Here is a 23,309-nt window from a genome sequence, read left to right on the forward strand (position 1 = left end):
GCGTGGCCACCGATCGCCCTGTGGTGCTTGCGGAATTGTCAGCGTAAGAGGGAGTTTCGCAGGGTGGTGAGGCCGGCGCGGCGCTCGTAGGCGATCCAGGTGAAGATCGCGGCGAGGACCAGGGGGAAGATGGCCATGGCGGGCTTGTCGGCGATGAAGGCCTGGGTGGCGGCGGCGAGGATGGTGAGGATGGTCAGGCCCGCGGCGGCGAGGGAGGTGAGGCGGGGGACCATGAGGCCGATGCCGCCGGAGACTTCGGCGAGGCCGATGAAGATGAGCAGGGCCATGGGGATGGTGAGGTTCTCGGGAGCGTTGTCCGCGAGCAGGTGCGGGATGACGAGCTTGGGGCCGCCGGAGGCGATGATGAAGAAGAGGCCGAGCAGGATCTGCAGGGTCCACAGGACGCGGTTGCGGATCTTGCCGGGGGCGGCGGGGGCGGCGGTGGAGAAGGCGGGGGCGGTGGTGGCGGTCATTTCGGGTCCTTCTGGTCTGTCGCGCTGCGTTGGTGGCGCGTTCAACAGGTAGGACGGGACGCTCGCGTGGGATTCATCGCTGTGCGGGAAAGATTTTCGGGATCACCGTGCGAGCCGGTCTCGCGGGTCGCCGGATCGGTGGTTGTCGGACCCCACACCTAGTATCGAAAGTTTGTTCGACTCGAGGTAGGGTTCGGTGCCATGCCGGAATTGGGTCGCCTGGAGTGGGCGCGGATGAATCTCGATCAGGTGCGGCGGCAGTTGCTGGATGCCGCGGCCTGGGGGAAGTGGTTGACGCCGGAGCAGTTGGAGCATGCGGCGCGGAAGATCGCGGAGGGGATGCGGATCTACGCGGAGGAGACTGCGGGACGCGTTGCCGGGCAAGGGGATCCGGCCGGGGCGGAACCGACCGCTACGGAAAGATGAATCGCCTGGTCAGAGACCTATTTTGGGGGAAATGGGATTAGCGGGCGGGCCGCTGGGCACGTAATACGTGGGTCTGCACAACTTCATACAGGTCAGGAGTGTGTCTGTTTTCGCAGGTGATTCGCAGCAACGACAGCTGAGGAGTGATTGCCGTGAGCAGTACCGCGTTCCTATCCGAGCCGACGGTTTCCATTTCGGTGGCTTCGCGCAGGCGACTGCACGTTGTGTTGGTCGCGCCCCCTTACTTCGAGGTTCCGCCGGGTGGATACGGGGGTGTGGAGGCGGTGGTCGCACAGCTGGCGGATGCCCTGGTCGAGCGGGGGCACCGGGTCACTCTGCTGGGAGCGGGAAGCAATGGGACCAAGGCTCGGTTCATACCGATCTGGGATCGGACGCTGCCGGAGCTGCTGGGCAATCCGTTTCCGGAAGTGTTGCACGCGTTGAAGGTTCGCCGCGCCGTGGAGCATCTGGCCGAATCCGAGCGGATCGATGTGGTGCACGACCACACCTTCGCGGGGCCGCTCAACGCGCCGGCCTTCCGCGCGTTGGGAATTCCGACGGTGGTGACCGTGCACGGGCCGGTCGACGGCGACGAGGTCGAGTACTACCGGGCCATGCGCGACAGCGCGCACCTGGTGGCCATCAGTGATCGGCAGCGGTCGCTGGCCCCGGATCTGAATTGGAACAGCCGGGTGTACAACGCGATTCGGCCCAGCGAGTTCCCCTTCCGGACGGACAAGCAGAACTTCTGCCTGTTCCTGGGCCGGTACGCCGAGTACAAGGGCCCGCATCTGGCCTTGACGGCCGCGCACGAGGCGGGCCTGCCGCTGGTGCTGGCGGCCAAGTGCAACGAGGCTCCCGAGCAGCAGTTCTTCGAGGCGAAGGTGCGGCCGCTGCTCACCGACGACGACTGCGTCTTCGGTGAGGCCGATGCCCAGGCGAAGAAGCAGTTGCTGTCCGCGGCGCGCTGCCTGCTGTTCCCCATTCAGTGGGAGGAGCCGTTCGGCATGGTGATGATCGAGGCGATGGCATGTGGCACACCGGTTGTCGCCCTGCGCGGCGGCGCCGTGGAGGAGGTGGTGGAGGACGGCGTCACGGGCCTGATCTGTGATGATCCGTCCGAGCTGCCCGCCGCGATTCATGAAGCGCGGCACCTGGATCCGGCGCGCTGCCGACAGCGGGTGGAGCAGCGGTTCGCCATGGAGCATCTGGGCGCGGGCTATGAGGCCGCGTACCGCTCCGTCCTGGCGCGGGAGCCGAAAGTCGTTGTGCCGGGCCGTGATCCGTCGGCGCTGGCGTACGAGCGGGCGCTGGCCTTCCTCGGTCATGACGAGACGAGCCCGGCGTGAACGGGGAAGTCTTCAATGCGGGCCCGCCGATCGGTGTCGGCGGGTCCGGCCCCACCGTCACGCTGGTGGAGGCGAGTACGTTCTGCCTGTCCGATCAGCTCGGCGACATCCACCCGGGCACCGCGCAGGGGTTGTTCTTCCGTGACACACGAGTGTTGTCGCGCTGGGAATTACGTGTGGACGGGCAGCATCCGGATCAGTTGACGGTGCTCGCCCCGGAGGCGTTCGCGGCACGGTTCGTGCTGCGGGTGCCGCCGCGTCCGGGACTGGCCGACAGCACCGTGCTGGTGGTGCGCCGCCGCATGATCGGCGAGGGCATGAAGGAAACGATCAGCGTGCACAATCTCGGCCGCGAGGACACCGCGGTGACGGTGAGCCTGCACGTGGACGGCGATTTCGCGGATCTGTTCGCGGTCAAGGAGGGTCGCGGCCAGCCGGGCGCGGCCGATATGACGGTGGCGGGCGGCGAACTGCATATCGCCGATCACGGTGACACCGGCCGCGGCCTGGTGGTGTGCGGCAGCGAGGAACCGCTCGCCGCGCCCGGCACGCTGACCTGGCGGGCGGTGGTCCCCGCGCGCGGCGAGTGGCGCACCTCGGTGCTCGCCGAGCCGGTGATCGGCCATCGCCGGATCCCGATCGTCTGCGGCAACGACGACAATCCACGCCAGCGGATGAAGGCGTGGCGCGCCACTGCCACCGATCTCACCTCCAGCGATCCCGGTCTGGCGCATGTGCTGGCGCATACCGAAAGTGATTTGGGCGCACTGCGTATCGAGGATCACGGCGAGGGCATGCCCGCGTACGTGGCGGCGGGCGCGCCCTGGTTCATGACCCTGTTCGGCCGCGACAGCCTGCTCACCTCGTGGATGGCGCTGCCATTGGACAGCGATCTCGCGGTGGGCACGCTGCGGCAGCTGGCGAAACTGCAGGGCACCACGGTGGATCTGCTGACCGAGGAGGAGCCCGGCCGCATCATGCACGAGATGCGGCGGGGCCCGGCCGGGCACGAAATCCTCGGCGGCAGCGTGTATTACGGCACCGCCGACGCCACTCCCCTGTTCGTGATGCTGCTCGGCGAATGCCGCCGCTGGGGCGCGGACGAGCATGTGGTGCGGGAACTGCTGCCCGCCGCCGACGCCGCGCTGTCCTGGATCGATCACTTCGGTGACGCCGACGGCGACGGCCTGGTGGAATACCACCGCAAGACCGACCGCGGCCTGATGAATCAGGGCTGGAAGGACAGTTTCGACGGAATCAACGATGCCGCCGGGCATGTCGCGGAAGCCCCGATCACGCTGTGCGAGGTGCAGGGCTACGTGTACGCCGCGCGGCTGGCCCGCGCCGAACTGGCCGAGGCCGATGGCGACAGCGCGAGCGCCGAACGGCTCAGAGCCCTAGCGGCCGAGGGCAAAGCGCGTTTCACCGAGGCCTTCTGGATGCCCGAGCGCGGCTGGTTCGCCACCGCCCTCGACCGGGACAAGCGCCGCGTCGACGCGCTCACCAGCAATATGGCGCACTGCCTGTGGACCGGCATCGTCGACGACGAGCACGCGGCCCGCGTCGTGGAGCAGCTGGCGAGCCCGGAGATGGACTGCGGCTTCGGATTACGCACCCTCGCGGCGACGATGGGCGCGTTCAATCCGATGAGCTACCACAACGGCTCGGTGTGGCCGCACGACACCGCGATCGCCGTCGCGGGGTTGATGCGCTACCGGCATGTGCCGGGTGCGGCCGAGCTCGCCGAACGGCTGGCCGAGGGCCTGCTGGATGCCGCGCTGGCCTTCGACGGCCGTCCGCCGGAATTGTTCTGCGGCTTCTCCCGCAGCCAATTCCGTTCGCCCGTCCCGTATCCCACGTCCTGTTCGCCGCAGGCTTGGGCGAGTGCCGCTCCCCTGCTGCTGGTGCGCTCCATGCTCGGCCTCGACGTGGATGTCCCGCGCGGCCGGATCACCTTGAAACCGCGGCTACCCGAACGCTGGGGGCGGGTATCCCTCACCGATCTCCGCCTGGGTGCGCACACCCTGAGCATCGAAGCGGAGGGATCGTCCATGAAAGTGCAAGACCTGCCACCGGATTGGACGCTCATCGATTCCTGATCGGCTCGCCCCGGCGCGATCGGACGGCTCGGCGACCAGGCCGAGCCGTCCGATCGTGGTCGTCATCCGGCGCATTCGGTCAAGCGCTCGGTCTCGGCGACGAAGGCCGAGGCCCCGAGATACTCCCGGCAGGCCGGTCCGTGCCCGGCGTGCACGGCGAGCACGAATCTCGCCTTTTCCATGGTGAGACAGAGGGGTTCACAGCCGCAGTCACGGTACTGAGCCAGCCAGAGATCCGCCGTTTCGAAGGAAACGGCCGGTGAGAAGTAGGTCATCGCACTGCCCTCCACCGAGTGAGTACGGAACAGCGTGAAAAGACTCGAACTTCAACAGCTGATCATGGAATTCCCCGCTGCGCCGGATTCACACGTGCGCACCGGCGGTTTCCCGCGACGCCACCTCCGCGATCGGGGCCGGGCTGGTGTAGGTGTAGTCGTCGCGGTCGAAGCGGACGGCCTTGCGGTAGGTCTTCAGCAGCGACCACGGGCGCAGGTACGGCGAGCGGCCCTGGGAGTTGACGAAGTAGCTGTTGGACCCTTCGCAGCGGGTTTCCAAGTAGTAGGCCAGGTTTCGGCCGCTGCGCAGCATCTCCTGATGGAACCGCTCCTGGGCTTGCGGGCGCACCTCGACGGTGGTCTGCCCGCGGCGGCGGGTCTCGTCGATGACAGTGGCGATATGCCGCATGGCGTTCTCGACGAAGTAGTGGAACGCGGTGCCGGTCCAGGAGTAGGGCCCGATCATGATGAAGCGGTTGGGAATTCCGGCGACCGAGGTGCTGTAGTAGGCCTTGAGTTCCTCGGTGTTGTAGAAGTGCCCGAGGTCGAATCCGTTGCGGCCCAGCACTGTTCCGGGCGGATAGGTCTCCGGGTCGGAGAAGACCTGGTAGCCGGTCGCCAGCACCAGGGCGTCGATATCGCGCTGCACGCCGTCGGCGTCGCGGATGCCGTGCGGGGTGATCTCGGCGATGCCGGAGGTGATGAGCTCGACATTGTCGCGGTTGAGGGTCGGGAGGTAGTCGCCGCCCGCGCCGCCGCGGAGGCAGACGATGCCGAAGCCGGGACGCAGCTGCCGACGGGTCTCCTTGTCCCGCACCTTGATTCGCACCCAGCCCGCATAGGCGCGTTTCCCGGCGAAGTCGACCAGGCGCGCACCCGCCTTCCACGCCGGATGCGGCGTGTAGATGGCGATCCGCAGGCCGGTGTCGATCACCCCCTGGGCGATGCCGTTGACGAGCGCGGAGCCGCCGGGCAGGGCCAGGAACCGCTGCATCCACGGACGCAGTACGAAATCCGGTTTCGGCAGGTAGACCTGCGGGGTGCGCTGGTAGAGATCGAGGCGTTCGGCCTGCGGCGCGAGTTTCGGCGCGATCTGCATGGTGCTCGCGCCGACGCCGATGATGGCGACCCGCTTGCCGGTGAAGTCGTAGTCGTGGTTCCAGTCCGCCGGGTACATGCGCTCCCCGGTGAAGGAGTCCAAGCCTGGAATGTTCGGATTCGCCTTGGGATTGACGTACGCGCCGACGGCGCTGATCACGAAGCGGGCGGTGATCGGCGCGCCGGAGGCCAGATGCAGACGCCACAGGTGATGCGTGTCGTCCCATTCCTCGCGAACCACGGTGGTGTGGAACCGCATTCGGCGGGGCAGGTCGTAGTCGGCGGCCACCTGCTCGAGGTATTCCAGGATCTGGTCGCGTTTGGCGAAGAGCCTGTCCCAGTCGGGTTTTCGCGCGAACGAGAACTGGTAGGTGGTGCTGGGGATATCGCAGCCGGCGTCGGGGTAGCTGTGGGTGTACCAGGTGCCGCCGAGTCCGCCGACGCGGTCGATGATCAGGAAGTCGTCGATCCCGATCTCCTGGAGTTTCACCCCGGCGCAGATGCCGCCCAGGCCCGCGCCGATGACGACGACTTCGTACTGCGGCGCTTCGAGTTCGGTCATTTGGCGCCGCCCTTGGTTCGCTCGGCGCTCGGACGGGCCGCGGTGTGCCCGTTGCCGGTGATCGATTCCGGTGCGGGCGCGGAGTCGCGGGCGACCTGTGCGACGCGGCGGCGCATGAGCGGGCCGGTGCCGCCGATGTGATAGGCCAGCCGCCAGGCCGCCGGGAACCAGGTGCCGATGCGTAGGATGCCGCGCGGCGTCACGGCGACCGTCCAGGCCACCTTGGTGCGGTTGTCGCCGAGATCGGTGAAGACCATGTCCTCGGCGTACTGGCGGACTGCCAGGTACTGCATCCAATTGCCGCTCACCACACCGAAAGTGATGCGGCGCAGTGGCTCGTAGCGCCAGAAGCGTTCCCGCTCCACCCACAGGAAGCGCAATGGGTGGAAGACCGATCCCATATCGCGGACGACGCCGACGCCGCGGGCGGGCGAGTCGTATTTCACGCCGAGGCGCGGGAACGGCAGCCAGCTCCACGCGCGGTCGTCGTCGAGGGCGGTCCAAACCGCGTGCAGGGGCGCGTTGAAGGTCGGTTCGATGGTGAAGACCAGTGCGGCGGTGTCGAAGACGGAATCGTCCACGGGCTGCTGCGCCGCGTGTTGGGTGTGCAGGAACGAGGTGGCACTCATGGCTGCCTCCGGAATTGTCGCGATGTGACTGACCTGGCGATAATTAATCGACGTCGATGTCATCAAACTAAAGTGTCTGGGACGGATCCGCAAGGGTTACTCCGGAAAGCCGCCGCCACCAGCGGTGCAGGCCGGATCGCGAGCGCGGCCGCATACGATGTGCGTGATGACCGAACCAGCCAAACGCGGCCCCGGCAGGCCGCGCGACCAGCAGAACACCGAGCGGCGCCGGCGCGAGCTCATCGCCGCCGCGTACACGGTGTTCACCACGAAGGGGTATGCGGCGGCCTCGACCGCCGACATCACCGCCGAGGTCGGCGTCGGTTACGGCACCTTCTACCGCTACTTCGACAGCAAGCGCGCGATTCTCGACGAGGTGGTCGACTACGGGCTGGATCGGCTGCTCCACGAGATCGCCGGTGAGGTCTTCGAATCCGCCCCGGACACAACTGAATTCACGGTCGAGGGCCTCATGCGGACGTGGGTCACGGCCGTCGACCGGATGTGCCGGATCGCCGAATCCGATCCGGCGCTCATGCAGACGCTGATGTTCGAGCTGCCCGGTATCGACGAGGAACTCGACAGCCGGATCCTCGGCTTGGGCGGCATTCTCGCGGCGACGGTCGGGCGGTTCCTGTCCCGCGCGGTCGACGCCGGCGTGCTGCGCTCGGACGTGGATACCACCGAGGTCGCGTGGATGCTGCTGGCCATGACGATTCCGCCGGTCATGCGCACGCTGCGCGGCGACGGTCCGCTCGATCGCCAGACCTATGTGGCCACCGCGCTCGCCGTGCTCGAGCCGGGTTTGCGGGCCGCGCAACCCAATTAGTCGACGGATTTGTCTGCTAATCTCGGGCTGTCGCCGAGGAGGTCGTTCGATGGCGCAGGAGATTCCCACCTCACGGGTCCGGCGCGGGGCCGCCATGGGCAAACTGGTTGCGGCGCAGGCCGTGCGCGGCGCGGGCGTGACACTGTCGGCGGTGCGCGACAGCGACGCGGAACGCGATGCCCGGATCGAGCGCGCCCTCGCCGACGCCGCCGAGGACATCGTCACCGTGCTGGGCAGCATGAAGGGTCTGGCCATGAAGGCCGGACAGCTGCTCTCGACCTTCGACGTGCTCTCGGTGTTCGGCACGAATTCCCTGACGCCGCAACAGCGGGAGCGGTTCCAACGCAAGCTGTCGGCGCTCTACGACAGTGCGCCGCAGGTGCCGTTCGCCAAGATGCGGGCGGTGCTGGAGGCCGAGTACGGGCGGCCGCTCGAGCAGGTCTTCGCCGAATTCGACCCCGAGCCGATCGGGGCGGCGTCGATCGGGCAGGTGTATCGCGCGCAGCTCACCGACGGGCGGGCCGTCGCGGTCAAGGTGCAGTACCCGGGGGTCGCGGTCGCCGTGCGCGCGGATCTGAAGAACCTCAACCTGGTGGTGCGGCTGGTGCGGACCATCACGCCCGCGCTGTCCGACCACGCGCTGATGCGGGAACTCACCTCGCATCTGGCCGCCGAGACCGACTATCGGGTCGAGGCCGCGCATCATCAGGGGGCGGCCGAGATGTACCGGGGGCATCCGTTCATCCGGGTTCCCGAGGTGGTGACCGAGATGTGCACCGAACGGGTGCTGGTCACCGAACTGGCCGAGGGCAGCCGGTTCGACGATATCGCCGCGCTGGCCGCCGCCGAGCGCGACCGGGTGGGTGAGATCCTGTTCCGCTTCTTCGCCGGAACCATGTTGCGCGAGCGCCGTTTCACCGCCGACCCGCATCCGGGCAATGTGCTGCTCGCACCGGACGGGAAGGTGATCTTTCTCGATTTCGGCCTGTTCAAGCATATGGACGATGCCGCCGTCGACTTCGAAATCGCGTGCGCCCGAGCCGCTATCGAGTACCGCGCCACCGATCTGCGCGTGATGCTGGTCGAATACGGTGTGCTGGAACAGAATTCGCCGGTCACCTCCGAACTGTGCCTGCGGCTGTTCCGGGAGGCGTCCGGCTGGCTGCTGACCGACGCCGAGATCCGGATCGCCGAGAACACCGCGGCGAGGGCCATCCTCGCGTTCGCCGACCCGCGCCGCGGCTACTTCGAGCACTGGCGGCACGAGTACGCTCCCGCCGAGCATGCCATCGCGCGGCGCGTGGAGTACGGCACGCTCGCGCTGCTCGGCAAGCTGCGGGCCGCCGCGAATTGGCATCGCATCGCGCGGGAATGGTTCTACGGTGAGCCGCCGTGCACGGAACTCGGTGCGCTGGAACAGCAGTGGCTGGCACAGTGAGTGGATGCGTGGGAGTGCGAGGCCGTGGCGGGATGCGGGGCGCGCACGCGCCGCGCTGCTGGCGCTGTCGCTGCTCGCGCTCGCCGGGTGCGCGGCTCCGGTCACGCGGACCGACCCGGAGTGGACCGAACTGAGCGCGCCCGCGGCCGGGGCGCGGGTGCTGGCCGTGGTTCCGTTCGAGGGGAAACTGTTGCTGCTCGGATCCGTTCCCGGACCGGACGGGCGCTCCCCCGCCGCCTGGACGACCTCGGACGGCGATGGCTGGAACCCTGTGCGGATCCAGCCGGAGAGTGGATACGGCGCTGTCGCGGAACTGGTTTCGGCCGGGGTGGGCGATCGGATCGTCGCGCTGGGGCAGGCGTCGGGCGGCGCGCATTTCCATCCGCGTATGACGGTGTGGGCCGGGGATGCCGCGGCGCTCAGGGAGTCACCGCAGGTGGTCGAACAGTTCGGTGGGCCGCGCGCACTCGGGGTGTACGCGGCGGCGGCGCACGGCGGGACCGGGGTCCTGGTGGGCGGTTGGACCGGTGGCAGCGGGCGGCCCGGGGCCACGGTGTGGGTCACCGCAGATGGCCTGCGGTGGGATCGCCTCGCGGATGATCCGGCCCTGGCCGCGGGCTCCGGCGAGACGACGGGGGCGAGCGGTGGGGCGGCCACGCCGAGCGGATACCTCGTGGTGGGCAACAGCATTCGCGGGATGGAGTATCAACCACTGGAATGGATTTCAGCGGATGGCCGAGCCTGGGAGCGAAAAGTGCTGCCCGGCAGCGGCGTTGCCGATCGCGTCGGATGCGACGACCGAGGGTGCGTGGTGGTGGGCAAGACGGTCGGTGCGCGTCCCCAGCTGCAGTGCTGGCCCAGCCCCTCGACGGTCGTGACCGGGCCACAGGACGAGTCCCTCGACATCACCCAGGTCGTACTGCGAGCGGCCCGGGTGCTGATCACCATCCGGGCCGGTGGGACGGCGCGGCTGCTGTCCGCCGCGCGCGACTGCACCGGCCTGCGCGAGATCCCATTACCCGCCGTCGCGCCGAAGGCCTTCCTCGGTGCCCTCGGTGACGGAATCCTGCTGGCCACCACCGATCCCGCTGGTGACAGCCGAATCTGGTTGCACACCAACGCCTTCTGAGGGCGGGGCACTCAGCCGACGGTGAGTTCGACGCGCACCGGACTGCCCGGCGTCAACCCCTCCGCCGTGCGCACGGCCTTCTTGATCGGCAGCACATAGGTGCCCCGCTTCTTGTCGGGAAATACCGAGGTGCCCCAGCGGCTCGCGCCCACGACGACCCGCACCCGCACGGATCCGAATCCCCCGGCCCGCTGCCCGTACAGCTCCTCGATCTCATCGGCGGCGTCCTCGGGCAGGCTCACGAAGTACCAGGAGGCTTGGCTTTCCCACTCCCAGAGCTCGGCCGTGAATTCGTACCGCGATGTCGCCATGTCCAGACCGTAGCGGGAGGCACCGACATCGACGAGCATCGCGAGCGTGGGCGGATGCCCGTCCCGGCAGAGCGGAGGGCCGGCCAGGACGGGCTTCCTTGTGCCGCAGCGGTGTTGCGGAAACGGCACTCGTCAAACGGTAGCGGGGCAATCGCGCAGCCACCAGGACGGCCGGTGCCATCCGGGCGACGCGCCGTGCCAGCCTGCACCGCGCCGCGCGGGACCGGCTTCACACCTCCAGCTCTTCCTCGATGCCCTTGAGGCGGTGGCGGGCCATCGCGAGATTGGCGCGGGAACGGTCGAGTGCGAGGTAGAGGAACAGGCCCTTGGATTTGCGGCCGGTCATGGGGCGGATGATGTGGTACTGATTGCCGAGGGTGATGAGGATGTCCTCGATGTCTTCCTTCAGCGCGAGCTGGTCGATGGTGCGCATCTTGGCGCGGACCACCTCGGTGTTGCCGGCGGCGGCCACCTGCAGGTCGAGGGCCTTCGAGCTGCCGAGCATGCCGAGGGCCATGCCGCTGTTGTAGTCGACCACGCAGGCGCCGACGGCGCCGTCTATGACCATCATGTCCTTCAGCGCGAGGTCCATGTTTGTCATATTCGTTCCCTTCTTCTGGTGTTCGTCACCGGAGGCTTGGTGAGTTCGTGTTTGCCTGCCGGTTCCGGGGCTCGGACTTCCTTGCCGAGGGCTTTGAGGTGATCGGCGATGGCGCGGGCGAGAGGACGGGACTCCAGGTGCAGACGGCCGACATTGACTGTGGGAGCGGCCAATACGGTGAGCGCGGCCGTCCAGCCCGCCGCGTAGATGACGACGTGGCCGCCGCTGCCCCGCACCACCACCTCGTGGAATCCGCCGCCGTGGGCGGTGGTGACGAGGCGGTGTGACAGCGAGAGCTGGGAGGCGGTGAGGGCGGCCATACCGTTGGGTTCGATATGGGCGGGGAGATCATGGGTGATGAGCAGCCCGTCGATCGAGGCCACCAGCGAACCGGTCAGCTGCGGGACCCGCTCGCGCAGGCCGTGTAGTTCCGGCAGCAGCACCGTATTCGGGTCGGGGTCGGAATTCGCCACCTTGGTCAACCTCCCTATCAGTTCGCCGAGACGTGTCTTTCTCCCGGTCACGCCAGCTCCTGCAGGGCCGCCCGCAGCCGGATGAGCATGTCGCGGTCGGCGGGCTCCCAGCTCTCGGGCGCGGGGGTGAGCGCGGCCTGCCGGACGCGGCGGCGCGGCAGCGGGGCCGGGCCGCCGGGCGTCGGCGCCTGGATCTCCGGGTCGCCGTGCTGGATGGAAGCCGGTGCGGCGGCGGGCGGTTCGATGAGACCGGCGGCGGTCATATCGCGCACGGCCTGCAGGCAGCCGTAGGCGGTGCGGTCGAGGGTGCGCGCGATGGCGGTGACGCTGCGGCGCGCGTCGGCGGCGGCCAGCACCTCGGCCTGGCCGGCGGTGAGAACCACCCGGCGGTGCGCGATGCGGCGCGCGGGGACCACGGCGGCGCGGTCCACCAGCTCGGTATGCCACGGGCCGGGGTCGAGCGCGCCGCGGCGATCGCATTCGTGGATCACCACGCGCGGGGTGACGGCGCACAGGTCCGACAGCCAGTGCGCGGGCGCGGATTCGAACTCGACCGGGCCGGGCGCGGCCAGCAGCAGATACGCGGCATCGAAAATCGACAGCAGCACAAGGGTTTCCAGGCGCGGGCGGGATACGACGGCGAGGCGCGGTGCGGTGGCAGAGCTCTGCCCCGGGGTATCGGCGGTGCCGAGCTCGGGCAGTGCGGCCGCGGGCCCGAGTCCGCGCGGGGCCGACCACTGCCCGGCGGGATCGCGGACGGGTGCGGTGGACAACTGCCCGGCGCGATCGCGTTCGGACGCCGTGCCGAACCGGGCGGGATCGAGCAGGCCGGAGGCCGTGCGCTGTTCGGCCGGGCGCTGCTGGCGCAGGGCGCCCAGCGCACCGGCCGCGCGGGCGTGCTTCGCGGCGTCGGTGGTCGTCAGCGGTTGCGCCACAGCGGTGGACGCGGCGGTCTGCCGGAGCGGGACGGCTGCCCGCCGGGCCGCGGGCGTCCCCGTGATTGCGCTCGGGTCGCCGGTGGCGGCGCGCTGCCAGGCGTCGGCGCTGGCGGCACCGGCGGCGATGACGAGGCGGTCCAGGGCGGTGGTGCGGCGGCAGTCGACGCAGGCGATGGCGCCGTCGGTGAGGTGGAATGCGCCGTCGGCGGTGCGTAATACGCCGGTGCGCCTTTCCTTTTCCAGGCGTTGCAGTTCGGTCGCCAGTTCAACGCCCATGATCGGCTCCGGCCAATTCGGCGAGGATGGTGCGGATCTGAAATCTCGCCATGGCGAGATTGCCGGGGTCGTCGTCGAATACGGTGTGGATGAATAGGCGGCCTTCGAAGTCGCCGTCGAGCAAATTCAGGAGGTGGAATCCACGGGTGCCGTCGATGATGATCTCGCTGATGTCGTCGCCGTCGGCACCGGTGGTGAGCGCTGGGCACGCGAGGATTACGCGGACCACATCGGTGGTCACCGCCGCGTCGGCGTGCTGGTCGACGCCCTCGTAGACGCCGGCGGAGGCGATGGCCAAACCGCTCGCTCCGTCCACGAGGGTCACGCTGCGCGCACCCGGGATATCCATGATGCGTTCGAGGCAGCCATCAATTCCGATCACCGAACACCGGCCTTGTCATGCGAGGGTTTTCGAGTTCCAGACGCTACACAGGGTTTGCGGGCGGCGTGCGGGGATTGTGCGAGATTTCTTGACGGCCATCATATTTGGCCGAAAATCCGATAATAATACTTCGCGGTATTCGTTAACTGGCGTGGCTGATATCCGCCGAGGAATTCGATCGGTGACTCAATTCGGCCCGAAGTGGGGACCAAATACCCTGGCGCGCCTTCGGCGGATCGTCGGCACGTTCGCCGGCGGCGGCCGGACACCCGATGTCGGGCACCGGAGACCTCGGCCGCGCGCGGCTTTTGGGAGAGTTGCGGGGATGCAGCTGACCTGCAGCGTGTCGGGATTGTGAAGGTTTCCCGGCTTCTCTAGTGTCCGGTTCGGGCCCGCATCTCTTCGGCCCGCGCTCGGACGTGGAGACCTCACCCCTCTCGATAAGGAGCATCCGATGCGGGTCCGGACCTGTGCGGCCGTCACCGCCGCGCTCGTGCTGCTCGGTGGCGCACCGGTGTCCTACGCGGCCCCGGTGGGCATGCTCTCCGACAGCGTCGACAGCGACGGTGACGCACTGCCCGACAGCTGGGAGCAGTACGGGCTCGATGTGGACGGCGACGGGAATCCGGAGGTGGATCTGCCCGGACTGGGCGCCGACCCGCGGCACAAGGACATCTTCGTCGAGATGGACTACATGCCGGGGCGGGAGCCGTCGGACGCGGTACTCGCCCGGATCGCGGAGGTGTTCGGGACCAGTCCGGTACCCAATCCGGACGGCAGCACGGGCATCGCAATTCATCTGGATCTCGGGACACGTGGGGCGGCCGTGCCGCCCGCCCAGCAGGATCCGGGCACCGGGTCCGCGACGGGATCGACGGGATCGGCGGGTTCCGCCCAGCCGCAGCGTCCGAAAGCCGGTGCGGGTCGATACGATCTGGGCGGCGGCAATCCGGTGCCGGACGACCCCGATCTGAATCCCTCGCTGACCGAGGTCGGGCAGCTGCGCCAGCGGTACTTCGCGCCCGAGCGCGCCTACGTCTTCCACTACATGGTCTGGGGCGATCGGATCGACGGCTCGTGCAGCAGCGGGCAGGGGTTCGCGATCCCCAACGACACCTTCGTCGTGGCGCTGGGTCCGGCGTGCTTTCCGGAGGTCGCCGAGGATCAGCAGGTGGGCACGTTCATCCACGAACTCGGCCACAACCTCGGCCTGCAGCACGGCGGGACGGACGGCGTGAACTACAAGCCGAACTACCTGAGCGTCATGAACTACTCCTTCCAGATGTTCGGCGTGCCACGATCCGACGGCACCTGGTACTTCGGCTACTCCGATGCCGACCCGGGTCCGCTCGACGAGAATCGGCTCGACGAGCAGCGCGGGCTCGGCCCGCTCGGCGCGGGATGGCGGACGGCGTATTCCTGCGGGTTCGCCGCCACCCCGAACCGGTACACCGACCGTTCCGCCGATCAGCCCATCGACTGGAACTGCGACGGCGAGCACGGTCTCGCCGCGAGCAGCATCAACTCCGACTGGTTACTGAATAACCTTACGGCGCAGAATAATTGGGCCTCACTCCAGTTCAACGGCGGGGATATCGGCTCGACGTCGAAGTACACCGGCACGCCGCTGCCCGCGCCGGTGGAGCTCGACAGCGTCACCGCGAACGAGCTGGCCCGGTCACTGCACCGGCACTAGGCGCCGGTCGCCCGGCGCAGCACGATCCGCGCGGCCGCCTCCGCGCCGTCGGTGACGATGCGCGGCCCCAGGGCGCGGGCCGCCGCCACGGTGTCCGGCGCGAGCGCGTGTTCCAGTGCGGCGGTGAGGGTTTCGACGGTGGGCACGGCCGGTGCGTGCGCCGCGCCGATACCGAGCGCGGCAATGCGCTCGGCCCAGTAGAACTGGTCGTAGCGCTGCGGCACGATCACCTGCGGCGCGCCGGAGCGGGCGGCCGCGGTGGTGGCGCCCGCGCCGCCGTGATGCACGACGGCGGCCAGGCGCGGGAACAGCGCCTGCTGATTGACCTCGCCGAGGGACAGGCAGTCCGGCGCGGCGTCGATCAGCGCCAGGTCCGTCCAGCCGCGCGAGACGATGGCACGACGGCCCAGCGCGCGGGCGGTGTCGATGACCACGCGGCTGAATTCCGGTGCGACGTGCATACTTCCGAAGCCGAAGTAGAGCGGCGGGTCGCCGGCGGCGAGGAAGTCCTCGAGTTCGGCGGACAGCGGCCGGTCGTCGGGGACGAGCCACGCGCCGGTCTGGGTCACCTCCAGTTCCGGATTGCCCGGCCACGGGCCGAGCAGTGGATCGGCGGCCAGCAGCGGTGTGGCGCTGAAGATGTGGTCGCGCACGCCGGTGATCGGTTTCAGGCCGAGCTCCACGCGATGGGCGTTGATGGGGTCGGCGAAGCGGGCGTCCCAGCGCTGCGCGTCCTGCTCCCACTGGGTGCGCGGGTCGGCGGCCGGGTCCACGTCGGGCTGGCCCGGGACCGGCGGCATGAACGGCGGCGCGAGCTGATCCGAGGGCAGCGTCACCGGGCAGAAGGAGATGTACGCGTAGGGCAGTCCCCGATACTCGGCGATCGAATTCGAGGCGGGCTGCAGGGCCCCGCACGCGACGATGGCGTCGCACTCCGCGGCCGCCGCACCGACCGCCTCGAATTGTTCGGCGACGGTGTTCCCGATCATCTGCCGCATGACGGTGACCATGTCCTGCGCCCCGGTGCTCCGCTGCGGCGTGAACTTGCGCACCTCCGGACCCACGGGAACGAACGGAATCCCGTAACCGCTGATCAACTCCCCGAAATCCGGCGGCGCGACCAGCCGGACCGCACTGCCCCGCCCCCGCAATGCCAGCGCCAGCGCCAGCATGGGCTGCACCTCTCCCCGCGATCCAATTGTCGACAGCAGTACTCGCATGTGAACTCCTCTCGATAGCCAGACCAGCGATTGTGCGGGCTCCCCCGGGCCTTGCGGCAAGGCCCCACCTGCGATATACAGTGAAATGGGAAGAAGCCCGGCGGCAGCCGGGCTTCTCGTATTTTCCGGGTGTCAGGCCACTCGTTTGCCGAGGTTGATGAAGAACAGGATCAGGCCGACGGTGAGCACGATGTGGCCCAGGCCCGCGAGTCCGGCGGTGGCCGCACCGGTTTCGACACCGCGCACCTGCTGGATCCCGTGCAGGATCATGATGCCGACGGTGAGGGCCACGCCCGCGTTGTAGGTCCGGAAGGACCAGGCGAACAGCGGGCTCGCGGTGAGCCGGAAGGATTTCTCCAGCGCCAGCAGGATCAGGTGGAACAGCATGCCGAGGGCGAGCAGGTGGGTGTGCACCACCGACAGCTGGGTCTCGCCGTCGAAATCGTTGAGGCTGGTGAACTCCCGGTAGAACAGCCCGGAGATCAGGCCCGCGATCATGTAGACGTGGGCGGCGTTGTAGATCATGCGCATGCCGCCGCCTCAGGCCGCGAACAGCAGGGCCGCGCTGATCAGCACGACCACCGCGGTGGCGAAGTGGATGCCGAAGGCCGCCGCCCTGGTGCCGCCGTGCCGCAGCACGATCACGGTGTCGCCGAACGGAGTGAGCGACACGGCCACCAGGTACCAGGCGACCGCGTCGGCGTCGGCGAAGGCGAGCAGCGCCAGGCCGATGACGCCCGAGGTGATATCCCGCAGGCCCTTGATCGACAGGTACGCGCTGTCCCCGTCGGGCCACGTGGGCACGCCGAACCCCGCCGCCGCGCCCTGTGGATCGAGGAGGAACCGGGTGCCGATCGCGATGATGAAGACGGCCAGGAATATCGCCAGGCCGTAGGCGATTGGGGTGAGCATGATCGGACGAAGCCCTCCGGAACGTGGAACGAATATCTACCTCGAGAGGTAATCAGCGCATCCGCGCGGGAACAACGACGAATAGGGCAACCTCGGTTGCCTCCCGCACAACGATCCGGAAAGGGACTCCGCCGTGGAACGGTACGAACTGGAGGCGCTGCTGGCCCTGGCCGACGAGCTGCATTTCGCGCGGGCGGCCGAACGCCTGCGGGTGTCCCCGAGCCGGATCAGCCGGATCGTGCAGACGGTCGAACGTCGCCTGGGCGCAACGCTTTTCGAACGCACCAGCCGCCAGGTGACGCTGACCCCCATCGGCAAGCAGTTCCTCGACGAGCTGCGGCCGGGCCACGATCAGATCCAGCGTGCCGTCGCCCGCGCCACCCAGGCCGGGCGCGGCATCGACGGCGTGCTCACCGTCGGCTTCCTCGGCCCGGCGGCCGGGCGGGTAATCCTCACGCTGGCAGCGGATTTCCGGGCCGAGCACCCGGGCGTCGACGTCCGCATCCGGGAGATCCACATGTCCGAGGGCGTCGCCGCCTGGCGCTCCGACCGCTTCGACATGATGCTGCTCGAACGTCCTGTCGGTGAACCGGATTTCGTCACCGGCCCGACCCTGTTCCGCGAGGCCCGGGTGCTGGCGGTCTCCGACCGGCATCCGCTCGCCACCCGCGCCGCGATCACCTCGGAGGATCTCGCCCAGGTGGCGCTGATCCGGATGCCGAGCGCCCTGCCCGCCGAATGGGTGGCGGCGCGGGCCCCGCACCGTACGCCCGGCGGGCTGCCCATCCCGGTGTTCGGTGAAGCCCACAGCTGTGCGGAGATCTTGTCGCGGGTCGGCGCGGGCGAGGGTGCGTTCGTGGTGGGCGAACAGGCGGTGCGCTACGACCCGCGCCCCGATATCGTCTACCTCCCGATCACCGACGCGCCGCCCATCGAATGGGGCTTCGTCTGGCACGCCACCCGCGAGACAGCCCGGGTGCGTGCCTTCAACGCCGCCGCCGTCGCATCGGTTGCCCAGGGGCATACGGGTTTTCAGCCTGCGCTCGCGGGTCGCCGGGATGCGGGTGTCCGCGGGGCGTGAGGGCCGGTGACGCGGCGAGACCCGGTCGAAACCGGGCCTCGCTGTCGAACTGTGGTGCGCGATACTGGGATTGAACCAGTGACCTCTTCCGTGTCAGGGAAGCGCTCTCCCGCTGAGCTAATCGCGCGGGGTACTTCTCGAGCGGATGACGAGATTCGAACTCGCGACCCTCACCTTGGCAAGGTGATGCGCTACCAGCTGCGCTACATCCGCATTCGCTCACCGGGCCCGTGTGCTGCTCGGCTTGCGGGACAGAACATTAGCGTACTACCCGGCATAGTTTGCAAATCGGCACGAAAACGGCGGTTTCGGAGCGGGCCCGCGGACCCCGCCGGGTGGGTCAGAGCTGTTGCGGCGGCAGGATTTCGGGGAGGGGGGCGGCGAGATCGGGGATGCGGCAGGTGCGGGTGGCGAGGGCGTGGGCGAGGTCGGCGTAGGCGAGGGAGAGTTCGGCGAGGCGTTTCCAGGATTGGTGGTCGGGGCAGCCGGGGGTGGTGGTGTGCGGGGAGGAGTGGGCGGCGATGGTGAGGTGGGCCAGGCGGTCGACGACCATGCCGAGCGTTTCGGTGTGCAGCGGGGCGGCGGCGTGCGGGCGCGGGAGTTCGCGGGCGGTCCAGGAGTCGATGTCGTGGATGAGGCGGGCGCGGGTGCGGTCGATATCGGGATGGGCGGTGGGGTCGGCGGTGCGGCGGGCCTCGTGCAGGCTGGCCAGTTCGTAGGCGGCCTGCAGGATGGGGTGTGGATGCGGGACGGTGCCCGCGCAGGCGTCCACAAGCATTTCCTTCGAGGGCAATTCGGCTGGCACAGGTGCTCCTTCGATACCGGAGGGGCGAGTTGCGGATGCATCGCGCCGACGTGGCTAGTAGACACCCATAATCGGCAAACAGGAATACTGCGGGCAGTAAATCAATAGAATTGCCTTGCGTTCCAATCCGGGGAGATCCAGATAGCGAGGCTCACTAATGGTTGGGTCGACACTTCCACAGCGCGCATTCGGGCGGGTCCTGCGCGAGCATCGAATTCGCAGCGGCAAAAGCCAATTGACAGCCGGTATGCATATCGACCTGTCACCGCAGTCGATCGGCCGGCTCGAAGACGGTCAGCGCGTGCGACTTTCGACCGTGCAACTGGCGGCCCTGCTCGACTGCTACGGCCTCGCCGATCCGAGCGCCGCACGCGCCGAGGTGTTCGGACTGTGGGAGGAGGTGCGCCAGGAGTTGCGCACCGCGCGGCTGCACCAGACCGGTTACGGCTGGTGGCGGGTGTACGCCGACCAGTACGCCACCCACTTCGACCACTACATGTCGCTCGAGTCGAGTGCCGTGCGGCTCACCACTTTCCAGCTCGCACTGGTGCCGGGCATCGTGCAGCACGACGAGTACCGGCGGGCCATGATCCTCGCCGCGGAACCCGATATTCCACCCGGGGATATCACGCGCCGACTCGAACTGGCGGCGCGCAGACAACGGCTACTCGCCGACCGAACGGACAATTGCGAAGTGCGCGTGCTGCTGTCGGAAGCGGCCCTGCGGCATCGCCCCTGCGACCGCGCCGCGATGGCCGCACAACTGCGGTATCTCGCCGAATCGGCTGTGCACCGGAATATCTCGGTGCGGGTCGTCCCCTGGGATACCGACCGGCAGCCCGGGACGGTGACGCAGTCGTTCACCCTGCTCGAATTCCCGCGCCTGCCGAGCCGTGACCTGATCGAGCCGCCGGTGGTCTACATCGAGACGCCCGAGGGGGCGCTGTTCCTGGAACAGGATGCCGCGATCGCCCGGCATCGCAAGGCTGTCAACGATATCGAGCACGTAGCATTGAGCGAGAGCGATACCCAGGATCTGGTGCTCAGGATCGCAGAGGAGTACTCGACGTGATCGATCTGCCGAATGCCCGGTGGTTCAAATCCAGCGGCAGCCCCAATGCCGATACCTGCGTGGAGGTCGCCTTCCTGGCGGCGGGCCGGGTCGGCGTGCGCGACTCCACGGACCCCGCGGGCCCGGCGCTGGTGTTCACCGGGGAGCAGTGGGATCGCTTCATTGCGGGTGTTCGAGTCGCACCACGTCGAACGGAATGAACGAGACCGCCTGCACCGTCTGGACTTTGGCGGCCGGGTCGGGAATGAGCAGACGCCAGTCGTCGGAGAGCCAGACCACGGTGGCGGTGTTGGCGGTGATGCTGGCGTCCGGGTAGGTGGAGTAGATGACTATCTCGGCGCGGGCGTCGGCGTAGGTGTTCACCTTGTAGGCGGTGATGGTGGGGGCCGTCGCCGGATCCGCGGGAGTGGTGATGGACAGCAGGGCGCGGGCGATGACCCAGCTGTCCTTGCCGGGTCCGGGCATGAGCGACTGCGCCGCCATGCGGGGCCAGGAGCCGTCCGGAGACAGGGAGACGCGGAGCGTGTGGTGGATGGCCGCCAGCACCGCGCCCTGCGGGGAGTGGCTGTAGCCGAGGGCGGATTCGGCGATCTTGGTGGGGCCCTCCTGGGCGAAGGGGAGCTGCACGCCCTGCCATGCCTCCCAGCGGAGTTCGGCCGGCGGGCGAGTGGGGTCGGGGGGTGTCGTGGAGGTGGTGGTGGGCGTGGCGACCACGGCGGGGTCGGGGGCGCCGCAGGCCGCGGTGGCCAGCAGGGCGGCCAACGCGCAGGTCAGCAGGAGTGCCGCACGTGGCCGGAGGGCTCGGACCGGGCGCGGCCGGGAGGACGGGGCCGAGAGCGGCTCCGGTCGCGGAATGATTGCTGGTGTGCGCATGTGGACCCCTCCTGCAAACCCACCGCTATCGAAAGCCGTTGCCGGGGCGGGGCTGTCGGGCGGTCGGAATGATCCTAGGGGGTGGGATTGGGAAAGGGGTGGTCGAACAAGGGAATTCGAACCTACTCGTCCGTATCCAGTTGCCTGCCCGGAGATTCGGGTACCATCATGCGCGGCAACAACATCATCGCAGGTGACGGGGACTCATCGCGAGGTTTTGGCAGGGATTCCTGAAGTCATCTGCGGCGGTGTCGCCGGTAGCGGTGGGCGCTCGCTGGGTCGGGGGCGCGCGACCGGCGAAAACAGCCGGGGAAAACAAGGGGTTCCGGAAATGACCGTCAGACGTAAATTGACCGCTCTATCGGTGTTACCGGTAATGCTCGCCGCGGGCCAGGGGGTGGCAGCGGCGGCGCCGGGACAGCCGGGGCTTGCGGTTCCAGGGGAAGGGCAACCGGGGTTGAGCGAAGCGCCACAGGCGCCCGCACAACCCGCTCCGCCGAGTCTTGCTGATTACATCCCTGATCCGCCTGTCGCGCCGCCCAATCGGCCGCGACCGCAGCAGCAGACTCAGCCGGACACGAATACGCTGGTACAGCCGAGAGTGACGGAGCCCGATACGTCGGGCGGTGACGGCGGGGGCGAAGCGACTGTTGAAGAGCCGCAAGCGCCTCCGAGCGATGGGCAGGCGGTTATGCCGTCGGACCCGCACAAGCTGCGAGTTGGCAACGGCACCGTCCAACTACCGGACTTTGTCGATGAGAAGACGCGAAACAAGGCGCAGGCATACCTTGACATGGCGGAGTGGCAGACCGCCGCTTTCTATGACAGCCTCGGGTTCTCGCGTGAGGACTCCGACCGTATGGCTGCTTCCGGCCAACTTGGGGCCATCGCCGCAAGTGCGGTTGGAGTCGGTGCGGCGGTTGCGGGTTGCGGTGTTGGCGCTGTTGTCGGCGCTGTGGCTGGAGCCGCGATAGCCGGAATCCCGACAGCGGGAATCATGGCACCGGCGGGCGCGATTGTCGGTGGTACCGCAGGGTGCATCGGTGGCGGCGCTCTGGTCGGCTTCCCGCTTGTGATTGCGGGTGGTGCTGTAGCCATCCTCGCGGGCCAACTGTTCAGCGGCGGCGACGCCACCCAGCCGCCGCCGACTATCCCAGCGGCACTCGAAATCTCGGCGGCAGCTCCGGTTTCGGACGCCGCTCCGGGGACCGGTGCACCCGCACTCCCCCTCGTGAATGTCAGCGCCCCTGTCGCCGAGATCGCCGCGCCCATCATCGAGGCGGCCGCGCCCATCGTGGAGGCGGCCGCGCCGATCATCGAGCAGGCGAACACCGTGGTGGAGCAGTTCACCGAGCAGGCCGGTGCGGTGGTCGAGCAGGTCGCCTATCAGCCGAATCCCGTAGTCGAGCAGGTGAACACGGTGGTCGAGCAGGTGGTGGAAAACGTTGAGGTGCAGGTCGATTCCTTCCGGGCGGCCGTGTCCAACATGCCTCCGCTGGATCCCGGCGCGTTCCTCGCCGGGCTGCAGCCTGCCCCGCCGGTGGGCTGATCGCCGAGGGGTAGTGCTGTGATCGAACAGGAGGATGCCACTGCGGCGCGCCCACCGATGCCCGCTATGCCCGTTCCGGAGGATTCCGGGGCGACGGGTGAGCAGGGCACGCCGGGGTGGGCGCAGTGGCTGAACGACGATCCCGCCGCGCCCGCCGTGGATCCGGGGAAGCGTAGATCCCGGTCCACGGTGGCCGAACTGCTGGCCGAGGATCCCATGGCCCCGCTCGTCGTGGAGGCGCGCCGGCGGGCGGCCGCGGCCCGGCACAAGCGGCAGGTGCGCGACCGCGTGGTGTGGAGCGCGGTGCTGGTGCTGCTGGTGGCCGTGTCGATCATCGGCTTGGTGAAATCCACCGGCGGGGAAGAGGATCCGGCGGCGGTCGCGCCGCCGCCGGAAAGCTCGCAGACCAGCCCGGTGGCGAATCAGCCCGGCCTGCAGACCTGGTGCCGGGAGACCACCGTCGACGGCCGGATCAGCGGCGCGGGCGAAGGGGACCTGACCTCCGCCACCGGGGTCATCCTGCGGCTCGAATACGCGTGGTACGTGCTGCGCGATCCGCTGGCGGTGCGGGCGCTGCTCACCCCGGACGCCCGCGTCGCCTCCGAACAGGCCACGCGCGAGGCGATTTCGGGGATTCCGGCGGGCACCCAGCACTGTGTCACCATCACCCCGCTCGCCCCCGACCGCTGGGACGTCACCGTCGGCGAGCGACATGTCGACGGCACCCAGGCCTCCTGGCAGCAGATCATGACCACCACCGTGCGGGACGGGCAGGTGCGCATCAGCGCCATCATCGCGGGCACGGAGTGATGC

26 protein-coding genes and 2 tRNA genes are annotated in these 23,309 nt (G+C 68.7%); 12 read left to right on the forward strand and 16 right to left on the reverse strand.

Annotated elements, in window-relative coordinates; translation table 11 throughout:
* Positions 1-38 precede the first annotated feature (38 nt).
* Positions 39-473 carry a DoxX family protein gene (locus tag JK358_RS36130; RefSeq protein ID WP_201957671.1) on the reverse strand — a complete coding sequence of 145 codons (435 nt, stop codon included), beginning with the start codon at positions 471-473 and terminating at the stop codon, positions 39-41.
* A 201-nt stretch (positions 474-674) separates the two neighbouring features.
* On the opposite strand from JK358_RS36130, the gene JK358_RS36135 reads away from it, so the two are divergent.
* The 3 genes from JK358_RS36135 (at position 675) to JK358_RS36145 (ending at position 4,347) form a co-directional block, all read left to right on the forward strand.
* The gene (locus JK358_RS36135) at positions 675-899 is read left to right on the forward strand and encodes a DUF6374 family protein (RefSeq protein ID WP_201957673.1); all 225 of its coding nucleotides are present in this window, start codon (positions 675-677) and stop codon (positions 897-899) included.
* 191 nt (positions 900-1,090) lie between these two features.
* Positions 1,091-2,248, forward strand: a complete 1,158-nt coding sequence (locus JK358_RS36140) for a glycosyltransferase family 4 protein (RefSeq protein WP_307817903.1) — start codon at positions 1,091-1,093, stop codon at positions 2,246-2,248.
* Complete coding sequence (locus JK358_RS36145) at positions 2,245-4,347, forward strand: amylo-alpha-1,6-glucosidase (RefSeq protein WP_201957674.1); 2,103 nt, start codon at positions 2,245-2,247, stop codon at positions 4,345-4,347. The genes JK358_RS36140 and JK358_RS36145 overlap by 4 nt, the downstream gene beginning before the upstream one ends.
* 62 nt (positions 4,348-4,409) lie before the next feature.
* Here JK358_RS36145 and JK358_RS36150 read toward each other — a convergent pair whose 3' ends face one another.
* From JK358_RS36150 to JK358_RS36160, 3 genes are all read right to left on the reverse strand, one after another.
* On the reverse strand, positions 4,410-4,622 hold the full coding sequence (locus tag JK358_RS36150) for a hypothetical protein (RefSeq protein WP_201957676.1): 213 nt from the start codon (positions 4,620-4,622) through the stop codon (positions 4,410-4,412).
* Between the two features lie 88 nt (positions 4,623-4,710).
* Positions 4,711-6,282, reverse strand: a complete 1,572-nt coding sequence (locus JK358_RS36155) for a flavin-containing monooxygenase (RefSeq protein ID WP_201957678.1) — start codon at positions 6,280-6,282, stop codon at positions 4,711-4,713.
* A complete protein-coding gene (locus tag JK358_RS36160) occupies positions 6,279-6,911 on the reverse strand; it encodes an SRPBCC family protein (protein WP_201957687.1) in 633 nt (210 codons plus the stop codon). The genes JK358_RS36155 and JK358_RS36160 overlap by 4 nt, the downstream gene beginning before the upstream one ends.
* A gap of 166 nt (positions 6,912-7,077) precedes the next feature.
* Between JK358_RS36160 and JK358_RS36165 the strand changes: the two genes are divergently transcribed.
* The 3 genes from JK358_RS36165 to JK358_RS36175 are packed head-to-tail and all read left to right on the forward strand — an operon-like array spanning position 7,078 to position 10,307.
* Entirely contained in the window at positions 7,078-7,740 is a 663-nt protein-coding gene (locus JK358_RS36165) for a TetR/AcrR family transcriptional regulator (protein WP_201957689.1), read from the forward strand.
* A gap of 49 nt (positions 7,741-7,789) precedes the next feature.
* On the forward strand, positions 7,790-9,178 hold the full coding sequence (locus tag JK358_RS36170; protein ID WP_201957691.1) for an ABC1 kinase family protein: 1,389 nt from the start codon (positions 7,790-7,792) through the stop codon (positions 9,176-9,178).
* A 4-nt stretch (positions 9,179-9,182) separates the two neighbouring features.
* Entirely contained in the window at positions 9,183-10,307 is a 1,125-nt protein-coding gene (locus JK358_RS36175; protein WP_201957693.1) for a hypothetical protein, read from the forward strand.
* An 11-nt stretch (positions 10,308-10,318) separates the two neighbouring features.
* Here JK358_RS36175 and JK358_RS36180 read toward each other — a convergent pair whose 3' ends face one another.
* The 5 genes from JK358_RS36180 to JK358_RS36200 form a co-directional block, all read right to left on the reverse strand.
* Positions 10,319-10,618, reverse strand: coding sequence for a DUF1905 domain-containing protein (locus JK358_RS36180; protein ID WP_201957695.1), 300 nt, complete (start codon positions 10,616-10,618; stop codon positions 10,319-10,321).
* 229 nt (positions 10,619-10,847) lie between these two features.
* The gene (locus tag JK358_RS36185; RefSeq protein WP_201957697.1) at positions 10,848-11,219 is read right to left on the reverse strand and encodes a hypothetical protein; all 372 of its coding nucleotides are present in this window, start codon (positions 11,217-11,219) and stop codon (positions 10,848-10,850) included.
* Positions 11,216-11,692, reverse strand: coding sequence for a roadblock/LC7 domain-containing protein (locus JK358_RS36190; RefSeq protein WP_307817900.1), 477 nt, complete (start codon positions 11,690-11,692; stop codon positions 11,216-11,218). Before JK358_RS36190 ends, JK358_RS36185 begins: the two co-directional genes overlap by 4 nt.
* A 47-nt stretch (positions 11,693-11,739) precedes the next feature.
* Positions 11,740-12,906 carry a hypothetical protein gene (locus JK358_RS36195; protein WP_201957699.1) on the reverse strand — a complete coding sequence of 389 codons (1,167 nt, stop codon included), beginning with the start codon at positions 12,904-12,906 and terminating at the stop codon, positions 11,740-11,742.
* Positions 12,896-13,288: a hypothetical protein gene (locus JK358_RS36200; protein WP_201957701.1), complete on the reverse strand. Its 393-nt coding sequence runs from the start codon at positions 13,286-13,288 to the stop codon at positions 12,896-12,898. The genes JK358_RS36195 and JK358_RS36200 overlap by 11 nt, the downstream gene beginning before the upstream one ends.
* A 454-nt stretch (positions 13,289-13,742) precedes the next feature.
* Here JK358_RS36200 and JK358_RS36205 point away from each other — a divergent pair, with 454 nt between their 5' ends.
* The gene (locus tag JK358_RS36205; protein WP_201957702.1) at positions 13,743-14,984 is read left to right on the forward strand and encodes a zinc metalloprotease; all 1,242 of its coding nucleotides are present in this window, start codon (positions 13,743-13,745) and stop codon (positions 14,982-14,984) included.
* Here JK358_RS36205 and JK358_RS36210 read toward each other — a convergent pair.
* The 3 genes from JK358_RS36210 to JK358_RS36220 form a co-directional block, all read right to left on the reverse strand.
* Positions 14,981-16,204: a glycosyltransferase gene (locus tag JK358_RS36210; RefSeq protein ID WP_201957703.1), complete on the reverse strand. Its 1,224-nt coding sequence runs from the start codon at positions 16,202-16,204 to the stop codon at positions 14,981-14,983. The genes JK358_RS36205 and JK358_RS36210 overlap by 4 nt on opposite strands.
* Before the next feature lie 132 nt (positions 16,205-16,336).
* Positions 16,337-16,735 (reverse strand): DUF2871 domain-containing protein, encoded by a 399-nt coding sequence (locus tag JK358_RS36215; RefSeq protein WP_201957704.1) that lies wholly within the window; start codon positions 16,733-16,735, stop codon positions 16,337-16,339.
* 9 nt (positions 16,736-16,744) lie between these two features.
* Positions 16,745-17,116 carry a DUF4267 domain-containing protein gene (locus tag JK358_RS36220; protein ID WP_201957705.1) on the reverse strand — a complete coding sequence of 124 codons (372 nt, stop codon included), beginning with the start codon at positions 17,114-17,116 and terminating at the stop codon, positions 16,745-16,747.
* Between the two features lie 133 nt (positions 17,117-17,249).
* On the opposite strand from JK358_RS36220, the gene JK358_RS36225 reads away from it, so the two are divergent.
* The gene (locus JK358_RS36225; protein ID WP_201957707.1) at positions 17,250-18,197 is read left to right on the forward strand and encodes a LysR family transcriptional regulator; all 948 of its coding nucleotides are present in this window, start codon (positions 17,250-17,252) and stop codon (positions 18,195-18,197) included.
* A gap of 52 nt (positions 18,198-18,249) precedes the next feature.
* On the opposite strand, the gene JK358_RS36230 is transcribed toward JK358_RS36225, so the two are convergent.
* From JK358_RS36230 to JK358_RS36240, 3 genes are all read right to left on the reverse strand, one after another.
* Positions 18,250-18,324: transfer RNA gene (locus tag JK358_RS36230), tRNA-Val, on the reverse strand.
* 13 nt (positions 18,325-18,337) lie between these two features.
* Positions 18,338-18,410: transfer RNA gene (locus JK358_RS36235), tRNA-Gly, on the reverse strand.
* Positions 18,411-18,537: 127 nt separating this feature from the next.
* Positions 18,538-19,002: a DUF4254 domain-containing protein gene (locus JK358_RS36240; protein WP_201957708.1), complete on the reverse strand. Its 465-nt coding sequence runs from the start codon at positions 19,000-19,002 to the stop codon at positions 18,538-18,540.
* 157 nt (positions 19,003-19,159) lie between these two features.
* Between JK358_RS36240 and JK358_RS36245 the strand changes: the two genes are divergently transcribed.
* Both JK358_RS36245 and JK358_RS36250 read left to right on the forward strand, forming a co-directional pair.
* Positions 19,160-20,074 (forward strand): helix-turn-helix domain-containing protein, encoded by a 915-nt coding sequence (locus JK358_RS36245; protein WP_201957709.1) that lies wholly within the window; start codon positions 19,160-19,162, stop codon positions 20,072-20,074.
* The gene (locus JK358_RS36250) at positions 20,071-20,274 is read left to right on the forward strand and encodes a DUF397 domain-containing protein (RefSeq protein ID WP_201957711.1); all 204 of its coding nucleotides are present in this window, start codon (positions 20,071-20,073) and stop codon (positions 20,272-20,274) included. The genes JK358_RS36245 and JK358_RS36250 overlap by 4 nt, the downstream gene beginning before the upstream one ends.
* Here JK358_RS36250 and JK358_RS36255 read toward each other — a convergent pair.
* Positions 20,234-20,947 (reverse strand): DUF8175 domain-containg protein, encoded by a 714-nt coding sequence (locus tag JK358_RS36255; protein WP_201957713.1) that lies wholly within the window; start codon positions 20,945-20,947, stop codon positions 20,234-20,236. The two genes, JK358_RS36250 and JK358_RS36255, sit on opposite strands and share 41 nt — an antisense overlap.
* Positions 20,948-21,548: 601 nt before the next feature.
* Between JK358_RS36255 and JK358_RS36260 the strand changes: the two genes are divergently transcribed.
* Together JK358_RS36260 and JK358_RS36265 are read left to right on the forward strand one after the other, a co-directional pair.
* On the forward strand, positions 21,549-22,496 hold the full coding sequence (locus JK358_RS36260) for a hypothetical protein (protein WP_201957715.1): 948 nt from the start codon (positions 21,549-21,551) through the stop codon (positions 22,494-22,496).
* An 18-nt stretch (positions 22,497-22,514) separates the two neighbouring features.
* The gene (locus JK358_RS36265; RefSeq protein ID WP_201957717.1) at positions 22,515-23,306 is read left to right on the forward strand and encodes a DUF8176 domain-containing protein; all 792 of its coding nucleotides are present in this window, start codon (positions 22,515-22,517) and stop codon (positions 23,304-23,306) included.
* The last annotated feature ends 3 nt before the right edge of the window (positions 23,307-23,309 follow it).

Origin of the sequence: Nocardia acididurans, assembly GCF_016741815.1 — a bacterium.
GTDB classification, from domain to species: domain Bacteria; phylum Actinomycetota; class Actinomycetes; order Mycobacteriales; family Mycobacteriaceae; genus Nocardia; species Nocardia acididurans.

What these genes read in the sequence shown, in the direction of transcription:
- JK358_RS36130 (WP_201957671.1), bottom strand. Translation starts at nt 473, where the DNA reads ATGACCGCCACCACCGCCCCCGCCTTCTCCACCGCCGCCCCCGCCGCC.
- JK358_RS36135 (WP_201957673.1), top strand. Translation starts at nt 675, where the DNA reads ATGCCGGAATTGGGTCGCCTGGAGTGGGCGCGGATGAATCTCGATCAG.
- JK358_RS36150 (WP_201957676.1), bottom strand. Translation starts at nt 4,622, where the DNA reads ATGACCTACTTCTCACCGGCCGTTTCCTTCGAAACGGCGGATCTCTGG.
- JK358_RS36155 (WP_201957678.1), bottom strand. Translation starts at nt 6,282, where the DNA reads ATGACCGAACTCGAAGCGCCGCAGTACGAAGTCGTCGTCATCGGCGCG.
- JK358_RS36160 (WP_201957687.1), bottom strand. Translation starts at nt 6,911, where the DNA reads ATGAGTGCCACCTCGTTCCTGCACACCCAACACGCGGCGCAGCAGCCC.
- JK358_RS36165 (WP_201957689.1), top strand. Translation starts at nt 7,078, where the DNA reads ATGACCGAACCAGCCAAACGCGGCCCCGGCAGGCCGCGCGACCAGCAG.
- JK358_RS36170 (WP_201957691.1), top strand. Translation starts at nt 7,790, where the DNA reads ATGGCGCAGGAGATTCCCACCTCACGGGTCCGGCGCGGGGCCGCCATG.
- JK358_RS36175 (WP_201957693.1), top strand. Translation starts at nt 9,183, where the DNA reads ATGCGTGGGAGTGCGAGGCCGTGGCGGGATGCGGGGCGCGCACGCGCC.
- JK358_RS36180 (WP_201957695.1), bottom strand. Translation starts at nt 10,618, where the DNA reads ATGGCGACATCGCGGTACGAATTCACGGCCGAGCTCTGGGAGTGGGAA.
- JK358_RS36185 (WP_201957697.1), bottom strand. Translation starts at nt 11,219, where the DNA reads ATGACAAACATGGACCTCGCGCTGAAGGACATGATGGTCATAGACGGC.
- JK358_RS36195 (WP_201957699.1), bottom strand. Translation starts at nt 12,906, where the DNA reads ATGGGCGTTGAACTGGCGACCGAACTGCAACGCCTGGAAAAGGAAAGG.
- JK358_RS36205 (WP_201957702.1), top strand. Translation starts at nt 13,743, where the DNA reads ATGCGGGTCCGGACCTGTGCGGCCGTCACCGCCGCGCTCGTGCTGCTC.
- JK358_RS36210 (WP_201957703.1), bottom strand. Translation starts at nt 16,204, where the DNA reads ATGCGAGTACTGCTGTCGACAATTGGATCGCGGGGAGAGGTGCAGCCC.
- JK358_RS36215 (WP_201957704.1), bottom strand. Translation starts at nt 16,735, where the DNA reads ATGCGCATGATCTACAACGCCGCCCACGTCTACATGATCGCGGGCCTG.
- JK358_RS36220 (WP_201957705.1), bottom strand. Translation starts at nt 17,116, where the DNA reads ATGCTCACCCCAATCGCCTACGGCCTGGCGATATTCCTGGCCGTCTTC.
- JK358_RS36245 (WP_201957709.1), top strand. Translation starts at nt 19,160, where the DNA reads ATGGTTGGGTCGACACTTCCACAGCGCGCATTCGGGCGGGTCCTGCGC.
- JK358_RS36255 (WP_201957713.1), bottom strand. Translation starts at nt 20,947, where the DNA reads ATGCGCACACCAGCAATCATTCCGCGACCGGAGCCGCTCTCGGCCCCG.